The sequence below is a fragment of the Streptomyces sp. NPDC048417 genome, assembly GCF_040651615.1.
Classification (GTDB): domain Bacteria; phylum Actinomycetota; class Actinomycetes; order Streptomycetales; family Streptomycetaceae; genus Streptomyces.
Genome location: NZ_JBEZKI010000003.1, coordinates 203,144 through 222,234, shown reverse-complemented (window position 1 = coordinate 222,234; position 19,091 = coordinate 203,144). Strand labels below are relative to the sequence as shown.

Sequence of the window (19,091 nt, the reverse complement as noted above, 5' to 3'; positions counted from 1 at the left end):
GGCCCGTTCCAGAGTTGTTGCATTCAGAAGTTTCCCGAGCAGTTTCCGACGAGATACGAGGACGAGGACAGACGTGCCTACCGGCAAGGTCAAGTGGTTCAACAGTGAGAAGGGCTTCGGCTTTCTCTCCCGCGACGACGGCGGTGACGTCTTCGTCCATTCCTCGGTTCTCCCCGACGGGGTCGACGTGCTCAAGCCCGGACAGCGTGTGGAGTTCGGTGTCGTCGCCGGTCAACGCGGTGACCAGGCACTCTCGGTGGTCCTGCTCGACCCCACCCCGTCGGTCGCGGCCGCCCAGCGCAAGAAGCCGGACGAGCTGGCTTCGATCGTGCAGGACCTGACGACCCTGCTCGAAAACATCACGCCGATGCTGGAGCGCGGCCGTTACCCCGACAAGGCGGCCGGCGCGAAGATCGCCGGGCTGCTGCGCGCGGTCGCGGACCAGCTCGACGTGTAAACGTGTAAGAGACAGGCAAATCGCGTAAGTGTGCAAGTCCCGTAAGTGTTTTTACGGGAAATCGAGTGCGTGCGGGCCGAGGGGCGGCACGAGCCCCTCGGCCGCCGCCCGGGTGAGCAGGCCGCGTACCGCCGCGTAGCCGTCCTCGCCGAGTTCCGAGGTGAACTCGTTGACGTAGAGCCCGATGTGCTGGTCGGCGACGGCCGGGTCCATCTCCTGGGCGTGCGCCATGACGTACGGCCGGGAGGCCTCGGGGTCGTCCCAGGCCGCGTGGACGGACGTACGGATCGACTCGGCGAGCCGCGTGAGCGCCTCCGAGCCCAGCGAGCGCTTGGCGATGATCGCGCCGAGCGGGATGGGCAGGCCGGTCGTGTTCTCCCAGTGCTCGCCCATGTCGGCGAGCTTGTGCAGCCCGTAGTTCTGGTAGGTGAAGCGCGCCTCGTGGATCACCAGCCCCGCGTCGACCTTCCCGTCCCGTACGGCCGGCATGATCTCGTGGAAGGGCATGACCACGATCTCGCCGACCCCACCGGGGATCGTGTCCGCCGCCCAGAGGCGGAACAGCAGGTACGCCGTCGACCGCTCGCTCGGTACGGCGACCGTGCTTCCCGTGAGTCCCCCACTGCCGAGAGCGTGGGAGGTGCCCCCGGTCCCGGCCTCCCTCGTCAGCACCAGCGGCCCGCAGCCCCGCCCCAGCGCACCCCCGCAGGGCAGCAGCGCGTACTCGTCGAGGACGTACGGCAGCACGGCGTACGACACCTTCAGCACGTCGGACTCGCCGCGCTCGGCCATGCCGTTGGTGATGTCGATGTCCGCGAAGGTCACGTCCAGGGCGGGTGCGCCCGGGATGCGATCGTGGGCGAGGGCGTCGAACACGAAGGTGTCGTTCGGGCAGGGCGAGTAGGCGATCTGCAGGGGCTCACTGGTCATGTGGGTTCCAACTCTCCAAAGCGGGCGCGAGCTTCCCGAAGGCCTCGGTCAGGGCGGCCAGGGCGTCCGCGATGCGCCAGGCGGCTCGGTCGCGGGGGCCGACGGGGTTGGAGACCGCGCGTATCTCCAGCACGGGCACGCCGTGCGCGGCGGCCGCCTCGGCCACGCCGAAGCCCTCCATGGCCTCGGCCAGGGCGTGCGGGTGCCGGGCGCGCAGTTCGGCCGCGCGGGCGGCCGAGCCGGTCACTGTGGACACGGTGAGTACCGCTCCGGGGCGTGCTCCGGTCGCCTCGGCGGTGGCTCGTACGAGTGGATCCGGCGGACGGTGGCTGACGGTCCCGAATCCCAGTTCGGTCACCGGCACGAACCCGTCGGCCGTCTCGGCGCCCAGGTCCGCCGCGATGATCTCGTCGGCGACGACCAGGGAGCCCACGGGTGCCGCCGGCCGGAAACCGCCGGCGATCCCGGCGGAGACCACCAGGGCGTAGGGCCGGCCGTCGAGGGCGGCGGCGGTGAGGGCGGTCGCGGTGCCCGCGGCGGCCAGGGCGGGGCCGACCCCGGCGGCCAGCAGGTCGTACCCCGCGCGCGTGCGGTGCAGCAGGGCCGAGCCGGGCAGCCGTACCTCGGTCGTCCCGCCCGCGAACGCACCTGCCACCGCGTCCCGTTCGGCCGGGACCGCGGTGGCCACGAGGATGCGTACGGCGGACGTGGTCAGGCGTCCTTCTTGAGCTTGAAGGACCAAAGGCCCAGCACCGACTTGTCGCCCTCCTTGATGGAGACGAGGGTCGAGTTGCCGGAGGCGCCGTACTGGGCGTTGAAGAACACGCTGCCCGGGATGGTGCGGTAGGTCTTGGTGCTGGACTCGGTGAGCGCCTGACCGTTCATCAGGATCGTCCAGCCGTTGTCCGCGATCTTCGGGTCGACGCCGAAGCGGACGGTGTCGTCCGGGTCCACCTTGATGGACTTGATCCCGGTGTCCTTCAGACAGTCGGCGAGGGCGGCCGTGTTCAGGGCCTTGCCGTCGTTGTAGCAGGTGGCTTCGGAGTTGACCGAGTTCGTGCCGACGGTGATCGTGGCGATCGGCGTCGGCTTGTCACAGGCCGACAGAACGAGCAGTCCGGCGGAAACGGCGCCGGCGGCGGCGACGACGCGGCGGCGTCGCGAGCGGGATTGCAGCGTGGTCATGGCCAAAGGCTATCGGGAGCTCCCGGCCCTCCCCCCAAGCGGGGTGCGGCGTGCCCGGTTCGTTACGCCAGGTGCGTTTCTCAGGCCACCCTCGCCCGGGTACGGGTACCGTGCCGGGCCGAGCTGAGCAGGCCGCGCAGGGTGGCCAGCCAGCCGGCCGCCACGATCACGGCGGCCACCACCAGGCCCAGGGTGCCGTTCAGCGGCATCACGATGCCCACCGCGCCGCCGAACACCCACGCCATCTGGAGCAGCGTCTCCGAGCGCGCGAACGCCGAGGTGCGCACCTGCTCCGGCACGTCCCGCTGGATCAGCGCGTCCAGGCACAGCTTCGCCAGAGCTTGCGCGAATCCGGCCACCGAGGCCAGGACGGCCACCAGGAAGGCGCCGAAGAACAGGGCCGCGACGATGGCCGTCCCCAGCACCACGGCGACCACCGTCACGATGATGATCTCCGGCGCCCGGGAGCGCAGCCAGGCCCCCACCGCCGTACCGAGCGCGTTGCCCGCGCCCGCCGACACACCCACTATCCCCAGCGACACCGCCGCGCTCTCGCCGGTCAGCGGGTGCTCGCGGAGCAGGAACGCCAGGAAGAAGATCAGGAAACCGGAGAGGCAGCGCAGGGCCGCGTTCGCACCGAGCGCGTGCGTGACGGCGGGCCCCACCGTCCGCAGCCCCGGCCGCTTCGCCTCCTTCCGGAGCGGGCCGTGCAGATGCTCCTCGTCGGCGGCGAGCAGCGCCACGTCCTCACCCTTGGCCGAGTCGACCTTCGCGGGGAGGGTGAAGGAGAGGAACGTCCCGGCAGCGAAGATCACGAAGGCGCCGTAGAGCGGCCAGGGGTCACCGATGGCGTGCAGCCCGGCCCCGATCGGGGCGGCGACACCGGTGGCGAGCAGCCCGGCGAGGGTGACGCGTGAGTTGGCCTTCACGAGGGAGAACCGGGGCGGCAGCAGCCGGGGCACGACGGCACTGCGCACCACGCCGTACGCCTTCGACGCGACCAGCACCCCGAGCGCGGCCGGATACAGCTCCAGGCTGCCGCTGGCCACCGCCCCCGAGATGATCAGCGCGAGCAGCGCCCGGGCGAGCATCGCGCCGGCCATCGCGGCGCGGCGGCCGTGCGGAAGGCGGTCGAGGAGGGGACCGATGACCGGGGCGAGAACGGTGAAGGGCGCCATGGTGATGGCCAGATAGAGCGCTACCCGCCCCCGGGCCTCGTCGGTCGGCACGGAGAAGAACACGGTGGAGGCCAGCGCGACGGTGATCATGACATCGCCCGCGCCGTTGACCGCGTGCAGCTCGATCAGCTTGCCCAGACCGGACTCACCGGCGCCATGCGCGTGCGTGGCCTTGCGGATACCCCGGGCGGTACCGGTCACCGGGAGATGCAGGGCACGCCCGACGGAGCGGACGGCACCGCGCACCCGGCCCGCACCGCTACCGACCCCGACGGTGTGTTGGGGGGACTTCGCGGTTGCCACGTCGTTCATAGTGCCCTGAGACGACAGTTCCTAGTGCACTTTGTGACCAAGCGAGTCGGAGTCGGCGCGGGGTACGACTGCCCTCGGCTACAGCGCCCCCAGCGGCTACGGCACCGCTGAGAGGCGCGGGGCTGTCAGCGGTGCTGTATCGATTCGCGGCTCCGCCGCGTGGGCGCGCTCGGCCCCCGCTCACCTGCACCGCCCGGCGGACCCGACCCGGCACCTCGCCCGCCGTCGGCCCCCCGCCGCCGCGCAGGCATCGCGGCGGACTGTCCCCCACTACCGGCGACGGGGTAGCGTGCCTATCTCAGCCATAAAGCACAATGGATGGCAGAGGTGCGCCCGAGAGCGATCGGACGCGGACGTCGATGCGGCCCACAGGTCCGCTCCGTCCGCCCCACCGCCGGAGGCAGCCGCACTCGTGAGACGGCGTAGGAGAGAAGCGATACCTGTGAGCGCAGCGACAACGCGAAGCCGCACCCCCGACCGTCTGTGCGCCGAGGCGGTCGACCTCGCCCGGACCGCCGCCGAGGAGGCCGCCGCACCCGGAGTGGTGGGCGAGCACGCCGGAGCGGTGGCGGAGGGCGACCGCGTCGTCACGCACTACTTCGAGTGCAAGGAACTCGGGTACCGCGGCTGGCGCTGGGCGGTGACGGTGGCCCGCGCCTCCCGCGCCAAGCTCGTCACGCTGGACGAGGTGGTCCTCCTGCCCGGCTCCGACGCCCTCCTCGCCCCCGAGTGGGTGCCCTGGAGCGAGCGGCTGCGCCCCGGCGACATGGGCCCCGGCGACCTGCTTCCCACCGAGGCCGAGGACCTCCGTCTGGAGCCCGGCTACACCGGCGAGGACGGACCGGAGCCGAACTCCCCGGTCTCGGCGGAGATGGAGGAGCTGGCGGAGGCGGAGGACGCCGAGGTCACCGCGGGCACGCCCGCGCATCTGCCCACCGTCCCCTCCCGTGGCACGATCGCGTCGGTCGCCGAGGAACTGGGCATGCGCCGCGCCCGCGTCCTGTCCCGCTACGGCCTGCACATCGCCGCCGACCGCTGGGAGGAGTCGTTCGGCGCCAAGACCCCGATGGCCCAGGCGGCCCCCGCGACGTGCGTCAGCTGCGGCTTCCTCACCCCCATCGGCGGCTCCCTGGGCCAGGCCTTCGGCGTCTGCGCCAACGAGTTCTCCCCGGCCGACGGCCGGGTCGTCTCCTTCGCCTACGGCTGCGGCGGCCACTCGGAGGCCGCGGTCATGCCGAAGCCGCCGGTGGTGGCACCCCCGGTGATCGACGAGACCCGCGTCGACCCCTTCCCGCTCCGCCCCGCCTCCGACTCCGGCTCGGTACCGGCGACGGAGGACGAGACGTCGGCGGAACTGGGTCACTCGTAGGCAACGTGGCTTCGGGTGAGCCGCCCGCGCTGTGCGGGCGGCTCAGAAACCCAGACACGTGATCTGGACGACGTGGACACGCTCGCTGCGTACGACGACCTGGTACCTGAACATGCTCAGCCCGCGTGAGTCCATGGCGTTCATCGAGCAACTGCTGGGGGAAACATGATCCGCAACACCCCGGCAAGGGGCGCTTCCGACCTGGCGTGGTTCAAGAGCAGCTACAGCAGTAGCAGCGAGGATGACTCCTGCGTCGAGGTCGCCACCACCCCCGCCACCATCCACATCCGCGACTCCAAGGTCACCGTCGGCCCCACGACCTGGGCGGAGTTCGTGTCGTACACCGCCGGCCAGTCGAAGGAGTTGATGAGTGGAGGATCTGTGCCACTCATCGGAGTGCTCCCCTCGTCCGACATGCGGCGTCACCCTCGCCGCCTGGCACAAATCCGCCACTTACTTCTCGGCGGGGGCGGGTGAGGCGGCCTCAGCTCGGCGCTTCTTCCGAGCGGTGACGGCGAGCGCCAGTGCGAGCGCGCCGGTCGCCGCCGTGAGGGCGACCAGAAGGGGGCCCTCGGTGCCGTACGGTTCGGCGAGGGCGCCGGAGACGGCCTGGCCGGCGGCCGTGCCCAAGGGGCCCCCAGCGCACAGTACGGTCATCGCGGTCGCGGCCCGTTCCGCCGGGGCGAGCCGTTCGGTGAGGGCGTAGAGCGTGATCATGTACGGCGCCACGGTGACGCTCGCCACCGGCACGGCGGCGGGCAGGGGCATCACGCGGGCGCCCGCGAACAGCAGCAGCATGCCGACGAAGAGCGCCCCGGCGAACGTGACGTACCGCGCCCGCAGGGAGAACCGTCGCGGCAGCCAGGCGCAGGCCGCGCCGGCCAGGGCGCTGCCGATGCCGAACTCGGCGTACACCAGCCCGGCGGCGCCCGTCTCGCCGATCGCGTCGGCGTACACCGTGACCGCCGTCTGTACCGCGCCGAAGACCGCCCCCATGGCCGCCATCGCCAGGAACAGCACGGCCAGCGGGCGGTACGGCAGGGACCGTTCACCCGCACCCGCGGCAGGGCGTGCGGTGGTGCCGTCGGTGGGGCGGAGGGCGAAGGGAAGCGTGGTCGTCGTGAGCAGGAGCATGGCCGCCGTGGCCGGGGCGTAGGGGGTGACCGTCGCCAGTACGCCGACCAGCGCCGGGCCGGCCACGAAGCTCAACTCGTCGGCGGCCGCCTCGTAGGAGAGGGCCGCGGGGAGGAGACGGTGCTCGCCGTGCCGGTGGATCAGGCGTGACCAGTACACGCGGACGAGCGGGCCGACCTGGGGCTGGGTCAGGCCGACGAGACCGGCGGCCGCGAGCATGCCGGCCCGGGCGCCGTGGCTCGCGGCCAACAGGCCTGCCCACGCGGCGATGTTGGCGAGCGCGGCGACGACGCCGACGCGGCGGTGGCCGTGCCGGTCGGCGAGGGTCCCGAGGAGGGGGCCGCCCACGGCGGTCGCGCTGCTCAGCGTGGCGCTCGCGAGACCGGCGAAGGCGTAACTGTGGGTCGAGGACTGCAGCAGGAGGAGGGTGGCGAGGGCCGCGGAGGCGTACGGCAGGCGGGCCAGGAATCCCAGTGGGAAGAAGCCCACGCCCGCGACGCGCAGCAGGGAGCGGTACGGCACTGATGTCTCCATCGGGCATGTCGAGGAGACGCGCCACCCAGCCACCAACGCGCCGACAAGCCCGATTCTGCCGCCAAGGTACGGCAGGGGGATCCGGCCGACAATCGGGCCGGGGCCCGGGCGTGCGCCTGTCGGCTGATCGGGTCGGGTGGGCGGGTGGGGGATCCCCGGCGCGCGGTACCTTCGTCCTCACGTCGACGAGGAGAGAAAACGTGAGCAAGTTCGTGCGGCCGGCCGCCGAGGGCGCCGACCCCTTCGGCACCTCCCGCCTGCGCCGCGGTGTCCTCGACGCGTGGGCCACCAGCCCCGCCCGGTTCCGTGAGGACGCCAACGCCGAGGAGGACCTGGTCCTCGGCGGCTACCGGGACCGGCTCGTCGTGGAGCTCGCCCAGAACGCCGCCGACGCGGCCGCCCGCGCCGGTGTCCCCGGCCGGTTCCGGCTCACCCTCCGCGACGGCGTCCTGTTCGCCGCCAACACCGGCGCCCCGCTGGACGCGGCCGGCGTCGAGTCCCTCTCCACCCTGCGCGCCTCCGCGAAGCGGGAGGAGACCGAGAGTGCCGTCGGGCGGTTCGGGGTCGGCTTCGCCGCCGTGCTGGCCGTCACCGACGAGCCGGCGGTCGTGGGGCGGCACGGCGGGGTGCGGTGGTCGCTCGCCGAGGCCCGGGAACTGGCCGAGGAGACCGCCCGGCAGAGCGGCGGGCTCGGCGACGAGATCCGTCGCCGGGACGGCCATGTGCCGCTGCTCCGGCTCCCGTTCGCCGCCGAGGGCACCGCCCCGGACCCGTACGACACGGTCGTGATCCTGCCGCTCAGGGACACCGCGGCCACCGATCTCGCCGAGCGCCTCCTCGCCGCCGTCGACGACGCCCTCCTGCTCGCCCTGCCGGGGCTGGAAGAGGTCGTGGTCGAGACCGGCGACACCGTGCGCACCCTGCGCCGCGGCACCGACGGCCCGCTCACCGTCGTAGCCGACTCCCAGGAGGGTACGACCCGCTGGCGTACCGTCTCCGCGCACGGCCCGCTCACCCCGGAGCTGCTCGCCGACCGGCCGGTGGAGGAGCGGCTGCGCCCGCACTGGTCGCTGACCTGGGCCGTGCCCACGGACGGCGCGGGTGCTCCGGACCGCCCGCGCACCGCCGCCGTGCTGCACGCGCCCACCCCCAGCGACGAGCCCCTCGGCGTCCCCGCCCTCCTCATCGCGTCCTTCCCCCTCGACACCACCCGCCGGCACGCCGCCCCCGGCCCGCTCACCGACTTCCTGGTGCAGCGCGCGGCCGACGCGTACGCCGAACTCCTCGCCGGCTGGCGGCCGGTGGGGGAGGGGATCATCCATCTGGTGCCCGGCCCGCTCGGCAAGGGCGAGCTGGACGGCGCGCTGCGCCAGGCGATCCTGGAGCGGCTGCCGCGCACCGCGTTCCTGCCGCCCGCCGTCGAGGCCGGCGACGACAGCGAGCTTCCCGAGGCGCTGCGGCCGCGGGACGCCGAGATCGTGGAGGGGGCGGGCGCGGACACGGTCCGGGTCCTCGCCGAGGTGCTCCCCACGCTCCTGCCCGCCGGTCTCGAACGCCGGGTGGAACTGCGGACGTTGTCCGTCAGCCGCCTCCCGCTCGCCGACGCCGTCGACCGCCTGGCCGGGCTCGAGAAGGACCCGGACTGGTGGTGGCGGCTCTACGACAGCCTCGCGGGCGTCGACCCGGAGCGGCTGTCCGGGCTCCCGGTGCCGCTGGCCGACGGGCGGACCACCATCGGCCCCCGCCAGGTCCTGCTCCCCACCCCGGACGCGGTCATCGACCCCGAGGTCCTGGCCCGGCTCGGCCTCAAGGTCGCCCACCAGGACGCCGCCCACCCCCTCCTGGAGAAGCTCGGCGCGCTGCCCGCGACCCCGCGCGCGGTCCTCACCACCCCGCAGGTACGGACCGCCGTGGCCGCCTCCCTGGACGACGAAGGAGGCGTGAACTGGGAGGAGGACACCCCGGACGTGGAGGAGCTCGCGGACACGGTCCTCGCCCTGGTCCGGGACGCCGGCCTGGAACCCGGCGACGAGCCCTGGCTGGGCGCCCTCGCGCTGCCCGACGAGGACGGCGAACTGGCCCCGGCCGGTGAACTCTTCCTCCCCGGCAGCCCGTTCGCCCGGGTGATCAGGGAGGGCGAACTCGCCGCCGTGGATGCCGAGCTGGCGGAGAAGTGGGGCGAACAGCCGTTGGCCGCCTGCGGGGTGCTCGCGAACTTCGCCCTCGTCCGCGCCACCGACGTCGTCCTGGACCCGGACGAACTGGAGCCCCGCGAAGGGGACTTCGCCGAACCCGACGACGCCGGTCTGCTTGACGCCGTCGACGTCTGGTGCGAGGACATCCTCGACCGCTTCCCGGACACGCCCGTGCCCCCGGTCGCCACCGAGCTGGTCGCCGTCCGCGACCTCGACCTCGTCGACGAGGACCACTGGCCCGAGGCCCTCGCCCTGCTCGCCCGGCCGCCGCTGCGGGACGCCCTCACCCAGCCGGTCCGCATCCTGCTGCCGGACGGCACCCACGAGGTCGTACGGCCGTACACGGCGTGGTGGCTGCGCGGTCACCCGGTGCTCGACGGCCGCCGCCCCGCCGGTCTGCTGGCCTCCGGCGGCGACCCGCTGCTGCGCGGCCTCTACGAGGAGGCCGACGCGACCGGCTTCGAGGACGAGCAGGTGCTGCGGGCGCTGGGGGTACGGACCTCGGTCGCCGCCCTCCTCGACGAGCCGGGCGGCGCCGCCGAACTCCTGGACCGCCTCGCCGACCCGGACCGCTCCGTCACCGGCGCCCAACTGCACGCCCTGTACGGCGCGCTGGCGGACCTGGACCCCGAGCAGGTGACCCTCCCCGACGAGCTGCGGGCGGTGATCGACGGCCGGGTGGAGGTGGTGGACGCGGCGGACGCGGTGGTCGTCGACTCCCCGGACCTGCTGCCGTTCACGACCGGCGTCCCGCTGCTCCCGGTACGGCCCGCACGCGCCGCCGAACTCGCCGAACTGTTCCAGGTGCGGCGGCTGAGCGAGTCGGTGACGGGGTCGGTCGACTCGGAGGGCACCGAACACGACGCCCCCGAGCCGGTGCGCGTCCTGCTCGGCCCGCGCACCCCGGAGACCTACGTCGAACACGAGGAGCTACTGGTCGACGGCGTCGAGATCGACTGGCGGCTCACCGGGGACGGCGTCCTGCACGCCGCCACCCTGGAGGGTGTCGCCGCCGGACTCGCCTGGGCGGCCGGCCAGTGGCCGCGCCGCTTCGAGGTGGCCGCCCTGCTGGAGGACCCGTCCCGGACGGAGGAACTGGCGCGGGACCGCTGGTTCGACTGAGGGCCGAAAGGCGATGGCCCGGGCCCCCAGCCCCTCGGCGGGCTGGGGGCCCGGGCCATGTCAGGCCAGACCGGTCCGACCCGTCCGACCGTTCCGACCGGTCAGGCTTCCACTTCCAGGAAGTACTCGAAGCGGTCCAGGTCGAGCGCCATGCCGGTCAGCCGGTGGAAACCGGCGACGTGCTCCGGCCCCAGTGGATACACGTCGGTGAGCCGGTCCGCCGGCATCGCCAGCAGCCCCGCGAACGCGTCCGCACCCACGGACGAGACGTCGGTGACCGACTCGGGGGTGTCCTCGTCCTTGGCGTACCGCGTGACGAGGTATCTCATGGGGGTACCTTCCGGGCCGGTGAGAGCATGTGGCCGACGGCCTGAGCAACCGTCGGAGGGAATCTCTCACGCAACTTTTGATCTATCGCACAACCTTTCCCCTCCGGTGCGGATCTGATCGGGCGAGTCAACAGACTCCCCGGTCACTTCCATGCAGGGGAACCTATGCGCATACGCGCCACCGTGGTCGCCGTCTCCGGCGTCCTGGCCCTCTCCGCCCTCGCCGTGCCGGCCGCACAGGCCGCCGGCGGTTCTTCCTACAGCCCTTCCGGCCTGGCGAAGCTCGCCCAGGCGCACCAGGGCACCGCCGGCCGGTCGGCATACACCGCCTCGACCGCGGCCGACCCCTACGCGCTGGACCTGTCCTTCTCCGACGTGAAGGTCAACAAGGGCAAGCCGATCGTCGCGGGCACCACCACCCACGGCACGTTCCCGGTCACCTACACGGTGACGCACGGCGCCGACGTCGACATCCACGCGGACGACTTCCTGATGGACGTCGAGATCTACCGCGGCACCACCATCGACAACCCGACGAACGAGCTGTTCGGCGTCGACTGGCCGTCCTGCACGGACACCTCGACGACCACCGCCAGCTGCAAGGGCACCATCGACGTCTACGCGGACGAGGAGCTCTCCAACTCCGACGCCACCACCTGGAAGGCGTTCGGCTTCGCGCTCGCCCTCAACGGGCAGGACCCGACCGGCGACGACTGGAGCAAGATCGGCTACGCCGAGCAGGACAAACTGGCCACCACCAGGCTCCAGCGCCTGTCGAAGCTGACGGTGAACGCCGCCCCGGAGCCGGTGAAGAAGGGCAAGACCGTCACGGTCACCGGCAAGCTGTCCCGCGCCAACTGGGACGACGGCAAGTACCACGGCTACGCCGGCCAGTCCGTGCGACTGCAGTTCCGCAAGAAGAACTCCAGCACCTACACGAACGTCAAGGGCATCAAGTCGTCCTCGACCGGCACGCTGAAGACGACCACCAAGGCGACGGTGGACGGCTACTACCGCTTCTCCTTCGTGGGCACCTCCACGACGCCGGCGGTCAACGCGGCGGGTGACTACGTCGACGTGAAGTAGCCCCATGGGGACGTAATCCGGTCGCAAAGGAATCAAAATCTGATCGGATTACGTCCCGCGGTACAACCACTCCCGCCCCTCGTGGATCTGATCACTGAGTCAACAGACTCCCTAGATCACTTGGGCCTCGCGCCCACTGTTCTCCACTTGGGGAATCCATGCGCATTCGTGCCACTGTGGCCGCCGTCTCCGGCGCCCTGGCCATCTCCGCGTTCGTCGCCCCGGCCGCGCACGCCGCCGGCAGCACCACGCTGGACGTCACCTTCTCCAGCGTGAAGGTCAACAGCGGCAAGGCCGTTGTCGTGCCCGCCACGGGATCCGTGAAGTTCTCGATCACCTACAAGGTGACCCACGCCGCCAGCCTGAAGAGCAGCGACTTCGACACCATCCCGGTCATCTACCACGGCTCCGACATCAAGTCGTCCGAGTACGGCGTCGCCCCCTCCGACCTGCCGACCTGCACGGACACCTCCTCGACCGTCGAGAGCTGCAAGGCCACCCTCAGCGCCAGCCACAAGGACATGGTCAACAGCATCGCCGGTACCTGGCAGGCGGGCGCCATCGCCTTCGACAAGGACGGCAACCCCACCTTCGGGAACAGCCTGGGCAAGGTCTCGGTCCAGCGCCTGTCCAAGCTGACGGTGAACGCCGCCCCGGAACCGGTGAAGAAGGGCAAGACCATCACGGTCACCGGCTCCCTGACCCGCGCCAACTGGGACGCGGCCAAGTACTCCGGCTACGGCAGCCAGTCGGTCAAGCTCCAGTTCCGCAAGAAGGGCTCCAGCACCTACACCACGCTGAAGACCATCAAGTCCTCCTCGACGGGCGCCCTGAAGACGACGACCACGGCGACGGTCGACGGCTACTACCGCTACTCCTTCGCGGGCACCTCCACCACCCCGGCGGTCAGCGCCACGGGCGACTACGTCGACGTGCAGTAGTAAGCAGTAGCAGTCCCATGGGGACGTAATCCGGTCGTAAAACTCGTAAAATCCGGCCGGATTACGTCTTCCCGGTACAACCAGTCCCGCCCCTCGTGGATCTGATCACTGAGTCAACAGACTCCCTAGATCACTTGGGCCTCGCGCCCACTGTTCTCCACCTGGGGAATCCATGCGCATTCGTGCCACTGTGGCCGCCGTCTCCGGCGCCCTGGCCCTCTCCGCCCTCGCAGTCCCGGCCGCACAGGCCGTCGGCGACTCGGGCACCCCGTACACGCTGAACGCCGGCTTCTCGAACCTGTCGATCGCCAAGGCGGTCAAGGTCGGCACCACCAACGAGGTCAGCGTCAAGTACACGTACACGCTGACCCACGGCACCGACGTGGACATCACCGCGAAGGACTTCTACACGGACGCCTTCCTCTACAAGGGCTCGTACAGTGACTCGGCCCCCGAGCTGTACGGCGACGCCGACTCGGCGACCTGCACCGCCACCTCGTCGACCACCGCCACCTGCACGGGTTCCGTCGACATCTACCCGGCCGACGGCGACCTGAAGAGCGTCTGGGCCGGCAGCTGGAGCGTCGCCGCCGAGGCCGTCGCCTTCAACGGCCAGAGCACGACCAACCCCGACCTGAGCAAGGTCGGCTACAAGGACCAGAGCGGCCTCGCCACCACCCTGGTCCAGCGCAACTCGACGCTGACGGCCAACGCGGGCCCTGAGCCGGTCGCGAAGGGCAAGACCCTCACGGTCACCGGCAAGCTCTCCCGCGCCAACTGGGATGACAACCTGTACCACGGCTACGCCGGCCAGCCGGTCAAGCTCCAGTTCCGCAAGGCGGGTACGAGCACCTACACCACCGTCAAGACGGTGTCCACGGACTCGTCCGGCAACCTGAAGACCACCACCACCGCCAACTACGACGGCTACTGGCGCTTCAGCTTCGCCGGCACCTCGACCACCCCGGCGGTCAGCGCCACGGGCGACTACGTCGACGTGAAGTAAACCCTGTCAGTGCGGCTCCGCCGCGTGGGCACCCAGCCCTCGCGGCGGAGCCGCACTGTCCTGGTCGGGGAAGCGGCGCTCCACCCACCTCCAGGAGAACTCCAGCAAGGCCGACCCCACCACGGCGATACCGACGGCAGTCCACGGCATCACCACCCCCACCAGCTTCAGCGCGAAGAAGCTCTGCAGGGCGGGTACCGCGAGTACGAACACGAACGCCACGCCCATCGAGACCACCAGGGCGACCCGCCACCAGGTGTACGGGCGCGCGATGATCGCCAGGACCCACATCGAGATCAGGAACAGCGTGAGCGTGGCCGCGCTGGTCTCCGCGTCCAGGGAGCCCGGTCCCGTGTAGTAGTGGCGGGCGAGCAGGTACGTCACGAAGGTCGCGACACCGGCCAGCACTCCGCCCGGGATCGAGTAGCGCATCACGCGGCGGACGAAGTGCGGTCTGGCCCGTTCCTTGTTGGGGGCGAGGGCCAGGAAGAAGGCCGGGATGCCGATGGTGAGGGTGGACAGCAGGGTCAGGTGCCGGGGCAGGAAGGGGTATTCGACCCGCCAGCAGACCACGAGCACCGCGAGCAGGACCGAGTAGACCGTCTTGACCAGGAACAGGGTGGCGACCCGGGTGATGTTGCCGATCACCCGGCGCCCCTCGGCCACCACCGAAGGCAGCGTGGCGAAGCTGTTGTTGAGGAGGACGATCTGCGCGACCGCCCGGGTGGCCTCGGAGCCCGAGCCCATCGAGACACCGATGTCGGCGTCCTTCAGGGCGAGTACGTCGTTCACGCCGTCCCCGGTCATCGCCACCGTGTGCCCGCGTGACTGCAACGCCCCCACCATGTCCCGCTTCTGCTGCGGGGTGACCCGGCCGAAGACGGTGCCCTCGTCCAGGGCCTCGGCCATCTCGCCGGGCTCCGCGGGCAGCCGGCGTGCGTCCACCGTCGTACCGCTCAGACCGAGCTTGGCGGCCACCGCACCGACCGACACCGCGTTGTCGCCGGAGATCACCTTCGCCCGGACCTCCTGGTCGGCGAAGTAGCGGAGCGTGTCGGCGGCGTCGGGGCGCAGCCGCTGCTCCAGGACCACCAGGGCGGTGGGGCGGGCGCCCTCGGCCACCTTCGCGTGGTCGAGGTCCCGGGTGGCGCGGGCCAGCAGCAGCACCCGCAGGCCCTGCTCGTTGAGGCGTACGGTTTCGGCCAACGCCGGGGTGCCGTCGGCGAGCAGCACGTCCGGCGCCCCCAGCAGCCAGGTGCTCAGCTCCCCGTCGCCCTCGCTGAAGGTGGCGCCGCTGTACTTGCGGGCGGAGGAGAAGGGCAGCGACTCCACGCACCGCCAGTCCTCGCTGTCGGGATAGGCGTCGATGATCGCCTGGAGGGAGGCGTTCGGACGCGGGTCCGACTCGCCGAGCGAGCCCAGCACCTTGCGTACGTACGTTTCGTCCACCCCGTCCAGCGACCGCAGCTCGGTGACGTCCATGCCGCCCTCGGTGAGCGTGCCGGTCTTGTCGAGGCAGACGGTGTCGACGCGGGCGAGGCCCTCGATCGCGGGGAGCTCCTGGACCAGGCACTGCTGGCGGCCCAGCCGGATCACGCCGATCGCGAAGGCGACGGAGGTGAGCAGGACGAGACCCTCGGGGACCATCGGGACGATGCCGCCGACCGTGCGGGCGACGGCGTCCTTGAGGCCGTTGTTCTTGACGACGAGCTGGGTGGCGACCAGGCCGATCGCGGCCGGGACCATCATCCAGGTCACGTACTTGAGGATGGTCGAGATACCGGTGCGCAGCTCGGAGTGGACGAGTGTGAAGCGGGAGGCCTCTTCGGCCAGCTGGGCCGCGTAGGCCTCCCGGCCGACCCTCGTGGCCGCGAACGCGCCGCCGCCGGCCACCACGAAACTCCCCGACATCACCTGGTCGCTGCGGTGTTTGACCACCGGGTCGGCCTCGCCGGTGAGCAGCGACTCGTCGATCTCCAGGCCGTCGGCCTCGGCACACACCCCGTCCACCACGATCTTGTCGCCGGGGCCGACCTCTATGAGGTCGTCGAGCACGATCTCGCTCGTGCCCACGGCCACCGCGGCCCCGTCGCGGCGCACGGTGGGCCGCGCCTCGCCGATCACCGCGAGCGAGTCCAGGGTCTTCTTCGCCCGCCACTCCTGCACGATGCCGATGCCCGTGTTGGCGAGGATCACGAAGCCGAACAGGCTGTCCTGGATCGGCGCCACCACGAGCATGATCACCCACAGCACACCGATGATGGCGTTGAACCGGGTGAAGACGTTCGCACGCACGATCTCGCCGAACGAGCGGCTGCTGCGCACCGGAACGTCGTTCACCTGGCCGCGCGCGATCCGCTCCGCGACCTCGGCGGCGGTCAGACCGCTCGGCCGGGCCGGGGCCGGCAGCGGGATCGGATGCACAGGGTCGAGTTCCGCGCCCGCGTCGATGTGCGTCATACGTTCGACGGTACGTGCGGATTTGCGCGTTCACCTGCCGAGTGCCCGGAAGATCCGACCAGGGGAGGAGTGAAGTCGTGCCCTGGTTGTAGAGCGGCCCTTACGGCTTCCCTTACAGGGTGCGGGCCGCTGCCGCCCGCTTGATGGCCGCGTCCCGCTTCTTCACGTACCAGACGCCGATCAGCCCGAGACCGCCGCCGGCCAGGCAGGTCCACACCCACCAGGTGCGGCCGTGGTCGGCGTACCAGCCGTAGAAGGGCAGCTGCACCAGGAAGAGGACGAACCAGACGATCGTGCCGCCGACGATGGTCGGGACGACGGGGCCTTCCAGGGGCTCCGGTGCTTCGTGCTTGGGGGTCCACTTCGCCATGGTGCTCAGCTTACGCATCCCCGGGGTCTACGCGCGGAGATAGCGGTCTGGAACTCATACGTTCATACTGAAACCGTTTGTGTCTGGCTACTTCTGATCGTAGGAACCTCCAATGTCGACCCCGGCTTCCACTCAGGCCCCCGCCCCCGAACAGCCGGGTGCGACCCCCGCGTACGGCGCGCTCGACCGTTACTTCAAGATCTCCGAGCGGGGCAGCACCCTCGCCCGCGAGGTGCGCGGCGGCTTCGCCACGTTCTTCGCGATGGCGTACATCATCGTGCTGAACCCGATCATCCTCGGCAGCGCGAAGGACATGTACGGCCACCAGCTCGACAACGGTCAGCTGGTCACCGCCACCGTCGTCACCGCCGCCTTCACCACGCTGCTCATGGGTGTCATCGGCAACGTCCCGATCGCGCTCGCCGCCGGTCTCGGCGTGAACTCCGTCGTCGCCCTCCAGCTGGCGCCCCGGATGTCCTGGCCGGACGCGATGGGCATGGTGGTGCTGGCCGGCCTCGTCGTGATGCTGCTGGTCGCCAGCGGTCTGCGCGAGCGCGTGATGAACGCGGTGCCCTACAGCCTGCGCAAGGCGATCTCGATCGGTATCGGCCTGTTCATCATGCTGATCGGTCTGGTGGACTCCGGCTTCGTCACCCGGATCCCGGACGTCGCCCAGACCACGGTCCCGCTCCAGCTCGGCGTCGACGGTCACCTGGGCGGCTGGCCGGTCCTGGTCTTCGTGCTCGGCGTGCTGCTGACCCTCGGGCTGATCGTCCGCAAGGTCTCCGGCGCGATCCTGATCTCCATCGTCGCGATGACCGTGCTCGCGCTGATCATCAACTCCGTCGCCCATGTGACGACCTGGGGCCTGACCGTCCCGAAGTGGCCCGGCAACCCCGTCGCCACCCCGGACTTCGGCCTGCTCGGCAAGGTCAGCCTCTTCGGCGGCTTCGACAAGGTCGGCGCGCTGACCGGCGTCCTCTTCGTCTTCACCGTCCTGCTGTCCTGCTTCTTCGACGCCATGGGCACGATCATGGGCGTCAGCGACGAGGCCAAGCTGACCGACGCCCAGGGCTACATGCCGGGCATCAACAAGGTCCTTTTCATCGACGGTGTCGCGGTCGCCGCCGGCGGTGCCAGCTCCTCCTCGGCCACCACCTGCTTCGTGGAGTCGACGGCGGGTGTCGGCGAGGGCGCGCGCACCGGCTTCGCCAACGTCGTCACCGGCGCGCTGTTCGCCGTGGCGCTGTTCCTGACCCCGGTCGCCACGATGGTCCCGTCCCAGGCCGCCACCCCGGCGCTGCTGGCGGTGGGCTTCCTGATCCTGGCCGGTTCGATCAAGGAGATCGACTGGGCCGACTACACCATCGCGATCCCGGCCTTCGTGACCATGGTGATGATGCCGTTCACCTACTCGATCACGAACGGCATCGGCATGGGCTTCGTCACCTTCGTGGTGCTGCGGCTGACCGCCGGCCGGGCCAAGGAGATCCCGGTCGCGATGTACGTGGTGGCGGCCGTGTTCGCCTTCTACTACCTGATGCCGGCCCTGGGTCTCACCTGATCCCGCTCCTGATCCCGATTCCGGTGCCGGTCGGGCCGGGGTCTCATGTGATCTTGACCTGATCGCCGTAGAACCTCTCCGTCTCCTCGACGGCGGCCGAGAACCGCTCGTCGAAGTCGTTGCGAATGAGCGTCCGGACCACGTAGTCCTGGACGCTCATTCCCCTTTTCGCCGCATGGTGCCGGAGCCGGTCGAGCAGCTCTTTGTCTATCCGCAGGCTGAGCACACTGGTCCCCATGCATACGAGGGCGCCACATCCGAGCGCCCGATGCGTCACTTTCCGGATGCGGCTCACCCGTAAGGGTGACGCGATGTTTTCGGGGGATACCCCCAGGCCCCAGGCTCAGTGGCCGAGGTCACGGGCATACCGGTGCGCTCGGGTGGTCCTTAGAAAGGGTAATGAGTTACTCTAAGGACATGCCGGACCTTACCCATGGCGACGACGTGGCCGCCGTGAACTCCCTCCGCTCCGCCGTGATGCGACTCTCGCGACGGCTGAAGCACCAGCGGGTCGACGAGTCACTGAGCCCAACCGAGATGTCGGTGCTGGGCACCCTCTCCAACTGCGGCCAGGCCACCCCCGGTGAGCTGGCCCGCAAGGAGCATGTGCAGCCGCCCTCGATGACCCGCATCGTGGCGCTGCTCGAAGCCAAGGGACTGGTCCGTCTGGAGCCGCACCCCGAGGACCGGCGCCAGAAGGTCGTCACCAAGACCGAGCAGGCCGAGGCGATGCTCGAAGAGAGCCGCCGCAAGCGCAACGCGTTCCTGGCCGGCCTGGTCGACGGCCTCGACGAGGACGAGTGGGCAAAGCTCCGTGCGGCCGCCCCCGTCCTGGAGAAGCTCGCACACCTGTAAACCCCTTCACGAGGAGGCGAACCCACTTTGAGTACGGGATCCGGAGCACCTTCCGCCCCCGCAC

17 protein-coding genes and 1 pseudogene are annotated in these 19,091 nt (G+C 70.8%); 9 read left to right on the top strand and 9 right to left on the bottom strand.

Annotated elements, in window-relative coordinates:
• Nucleotides 1–73 precede the first annotated feature (73 nt).
• Nucleotides 74–457 carry a cold-shock protein gene (locus AB0D59_RS05935; RefSeq protein ID WP_351711400.1) on the top strand — a complete coding sequence of 128 codons (384 nt, stop codon included), beginning with the start codon at nt 74–76 and terminating at the stop codon, nt 455–457.
• Between the two features lie 51 nt (nt 458–508).
• Here the strand turns inward: AB0D59_RS05935 and AB0D59_RS05930 are convergent, their stop codons facing one another.
• The 4 genes from AB0D59_RS05930 to AB0D59_RS05915 all read right to left on the bottom strand — a co-directional run bounded on the left by AB0D59_RS05930 (nt 509) and on the right by AB0D59_RS05915 (nt 3,996).
• A complete protein-coding gene (locus tag AB0D59_RS05930) occupies nt 509–1,387 on the bottom strand; it encodes a 1,4-dihydroxy-6-naphthoate synthase (protein WP_362561272.1) in 879 nt (292 codons plus the stop codon).
• Entirely contained in the window at nt 1,377–2,129 is a 753-nt protein-coding gene (locus AB0D59_RS05925) for a futalosine hydrolase (protein ID WP_362561271.1), read from the bottom strand. The genes AB0D59_RS05930 and AB0D59_RS05925 overlap by 11 nt, the downstream gene beginning before the upstream one ends.
• Complete coding sequence (locus tag AB0D59_RS05920; RefSeq protein WP_362561268.1) at nt 2,099–2,572, bottom strand: DUF2771 domain-containing protein; 474 nt, start codon at nt 2,570–2,572, stop codon at nt 2,099–2,101. The genes AB0D59_RS05925 and AB0D59_RS05920 overlap by 31 nt, the downstream gene beginning before the upstream one ends.
• 80 nt (nt 2,573–2,652) lie before the next feature.
• Nucleotides 2,653–3,996 (bottom strand): MFS transporter, encoded by a 1,344-nt coding sequence (locus tag AB0D59_RS05915; RefSeq protein ID WP_362561716.1) that lies wholly within the window; start codon nt 3,994–3,996, stop codon nt 2,653–2,655.
• A gap of 508 nt (nt 3,997–4,504) precedes the next feature.
• Here AB0D59_RS05915 and AB0D59_RS05910 point away from each other — a divergent pair.
• The gene (locus AB0D59_RS05910) at nt 4,505–5,431 is read left to right on the top strand and encodes a DUF3027 domain-containing protein (RefSeq protein ID WP_360485656.1); all 927 of its coding nucleotides are present in this window, start codon (nt 4,505–4,507) and stop codon (nt 5,429–5,431) included.
• Nucleotides 5,432–5,596: 165 nt separating this feature from the next.
• Nucleotides 5,597–5,746 (top strand): annotated as a pseudogene (locus AB0D59_RS05905) (DUF397 domain-containing protein); the annotation flags it as partial.
• A 138-nt stretch (nt 5,747–5,884) separates the two neighbouring features.
• Here the strand turns inward: AB0D59_RS05905 and AB0D59_RS05900 are convergent.
• A complete protein-coding gene (locus tag AB0D59_RS05900; protein ID WP_362561265.1) occupies nt 5,885–7,099 on the bottom strand; it encodes an MFS transporter in 1,215 nt (404 codons plus the stop codon).
• Between the two features lie 200 nt (nt 7,100–7,299).
• Between AB0D59_RS05900 and AB0D59_RS05895 the strand changes: the two genes are divergently transcribed.
• Nucleotides 7,300–10,416, top strand: coding sequence for a molecular chaperone Hsp90 (locus AB0D59_RS05895; protein WP_362561263.1), 3,117 nt, complete (start codon nt 7,300–7,302; stop codon nt 10,414–10,416).
• A 101-nt stretch (nt 10,417–10,517) separates the two neighbouring features.
• On the opposite strand, the gene AB0D59_RS05890 is transcribed toward AB0D59_RS05895, so the two are convergent.
• Complete coding sequence (locus AB0D59_RS05890; protein WP_362561261.1) at nt 10,518–10,745, bottom strand: hypothetical protein; 228 nt, start codon at nt 10,743–10,745, stop codon at nt 10,518–10,520.
• 165 nt (nt 10,746–10,910) lie between these two features.
• Here AB0D59_RS05890 and AB0D59_RS05885 point away from each other — a divergent pair, with 165 nt between their 5' ends.
• The 3 genes from AB0D59_RS05885 (at nt 10,911) to AB0D59_RS05875 (ending at nt 13,778) form a co-directional block, all read left to right on the top strand.
• Nucleotides 10,911–11,831, top strand: coding sequence for a hypothetical protein (locus tag AB0D59_RS05885; protein ID WP_362561260.1), 921 nt, complete (start codon nt 10,911–10,913; stop codon nt 11,829–11,831).
• A gap of 158 nt (nt 11,832–11,989) precedes the next feature.
• Nucleotides 11,990–12,772: a hypothetical protein gene (locus AB0D59_RS05880; RefSeq protein WP_362561259.1), complete on the top strand. Its 783-nt coding sequence runs from the start codon at nt 11,990–11,992 to the stop codon at nt 12,770–12,772.
• Between the two features lie 172 nt (nt 12,773–12,944).
• Complete coding sequence (locus AB0D59_RS05875) at nt 12,945–13,778, top strand: hypothetical protein (protein ID WP_362561257.1); 834 nt, start codon at nt 12,945–12,947, stop codon at nt 13,776–13,778.
• A 6-nt stretch (nt 13,779–13,784) separates the two neighbouring features.
• Here AB0D59_RS05875 and AB0D59_RS05870 read toward each other — a convergent pair whose 3' ends face one another.
• Together AB0D59_RS05870 and AB0D59_RS05865 are read right to left on the bottom strand one after the other, a co-directional pair.
• Complete coding sequence (locus tag AB0D59_RS05870) at nt 13,785–16,238, bottom strand: cation-translocating P-type ATPase (RefSeq protein ID WP_362561256.1); 2,454 nt, start codon at nt 16,236–16,238, stop codon at nt 13,785–13,787.
• 112 nt (nt 16,239–16,350) lie between these two features.
• Nucleotides 16,351–16,608, bottom strand: coding sequence for a DUF2530 domain-containing protein (locus AB0D59_RS05865; protein WP_362561714.1), 258 nt, complete (start codon nt 16,606–16,608; stop codon nt 16,351–16,353).
• Nucleotides 16,609–16,720: 112 nt separating this feature from the next.
• Between AB0D59_RS05865 and AB0D59_RS05860 the strand changes: the two genes are divergently transcribed.
• Nucleotides 16,721–18,172, top strand: coding sequence for an NCS2 family permease (locus AB0D59_RS05860; protein WP_362561254.1), 1,452 nt, complete (start codon nt 16,721–16,723; stop codon nt 18,170–18,172).
• A gap of 43 nt (nt 18,173–18,215) precedes the next feature.
• Here the strand turns inward: AB0D59_RS05860 and AB0D59_RS05855 are convergent, their stop codons facing one another.
• On the bottom strand, nt 18,216–18,410 hold the full coding sequence (locus tag AB0D59_RS05855; protein WP_362561253.1) for a ribbon-helix-helix protein, CopG family: 195 nt from the start codon (nt 18,408–18,410) through the stop codon (nt 18,216–18,218).
• A 179-nt stretch (nt 18,411–18,589) separates the two neighbouring features.
• On the opposite strand from AB0D59_RS05855, the gene AB0D59_RS05850 reads away from it, so the two are divergent.
• Complete coding sequence (locus AB0D59_RS05850) at nt 18,590–19,027, top strand: MarR family transcriptional regulator (protein ID WP_351711436.1); 438 nt, start codon at nt 18,590–18,592, stop codon at nt 19,025–19,027.
• The last annotated feature ends 64 nt before the right edge of the window (nt 19,028–19,091 follow it).

What these genes read in the sequence shown, in the direction of transcription:
- AB0D59_RS05930 (WP_362561272.1), bottom strand. Translation starts at nt 1,387, where the DNA reads ATGACCAGTGAGCCCCTGCAGATCGCCTACTCGCCCTGCCCGAACGAC.
- AB0D59_RS05920 (WP_362561268.1), bottom strand. Translation starts at nt 2,572, where the DNA reads ATGACCACGCTGCAATCCCGCTCGCGACGCCGCCGCGTCGTCGCCGCC.
- AB0D59_RS05900 (WP_362561265.1), bottom strand. Translation starts at nt 7,099, where the DNA reads ATGGAGACATCAGTGCCGTACCGCTCCCTGCTGCGCGTCGCGGGCGTG.
- AB0D59_RS05890 (WP_362561261.1), bottom strand. Translation starts at nt 10,745, where the DNA reads ATGAGATACCTCGTCACGCGGTACGCCAAGGACGAGGACACCCCCGAG.
- AB0D59_RS05885 (WP_362561260.1), top strand. Translation starts at nt 10,911, where the DNA reads ATGCGCATACGCGCCACCGTGGTCGCCGTCTCCGGCGTCCTGGCCCTC.
- AB0D59_RS05880 (WP_362561259.1), top strand. Translation starts at nt 11,990, where the DNA reads ATGCGCATTCGTGCCACTGTGGCCGCCGTCTCCGGCGCCCTGGCCATC.
- AB0D59_RS05875 (WP_362561257.1), top strand. Translation starts at nt 12,945, where the DNA reads ATGCGCATTCGTGCCACTGTGGCCGCCGTCTCCGGCGCCCTGGCCCTC.
- AB0D59_RS05870 (WP_362561256.1), bottom strand. Translation starts at nt 16,238, where the DNA reads ATGACGCACATCGACGCGGGCGCGGAACTCGACCCTGTGCATCCGATC.
- AB0D59_RS05865 (WP_362561714.1), bottom strand. Translation starts at nt 16,608, where the DNA reads ATGGCGAAGTGGACCCCCAAGCACGAAGCACCGGAGCCCCTGGAAGGC.
- AB0D59_RS05860 (WP_362561254.1), top strand. Translation starts at nt 16,721, where the DNA reads ATGTCGACCCCGGCTTCCACTCAGGCCCCCGCCCCCGAACAGCCGGGT.
- AB0D59_RS05855 (WP_362561253.1), bottom strand. Translation starts at nt 18,410, where the DNA reads ATGGGGACCAGTGTGCTCAGCCTGCGGATAGACAAAGAGCTGCTCGAC.
- AB0D59_RS05850 (WP_351711436.1), top strand. Translation starts at nt 18,590, where the DNA reads ATGCCGGACCTTACCCATGGCGACGACGTGGCCGCCGTGAACTCCCTC.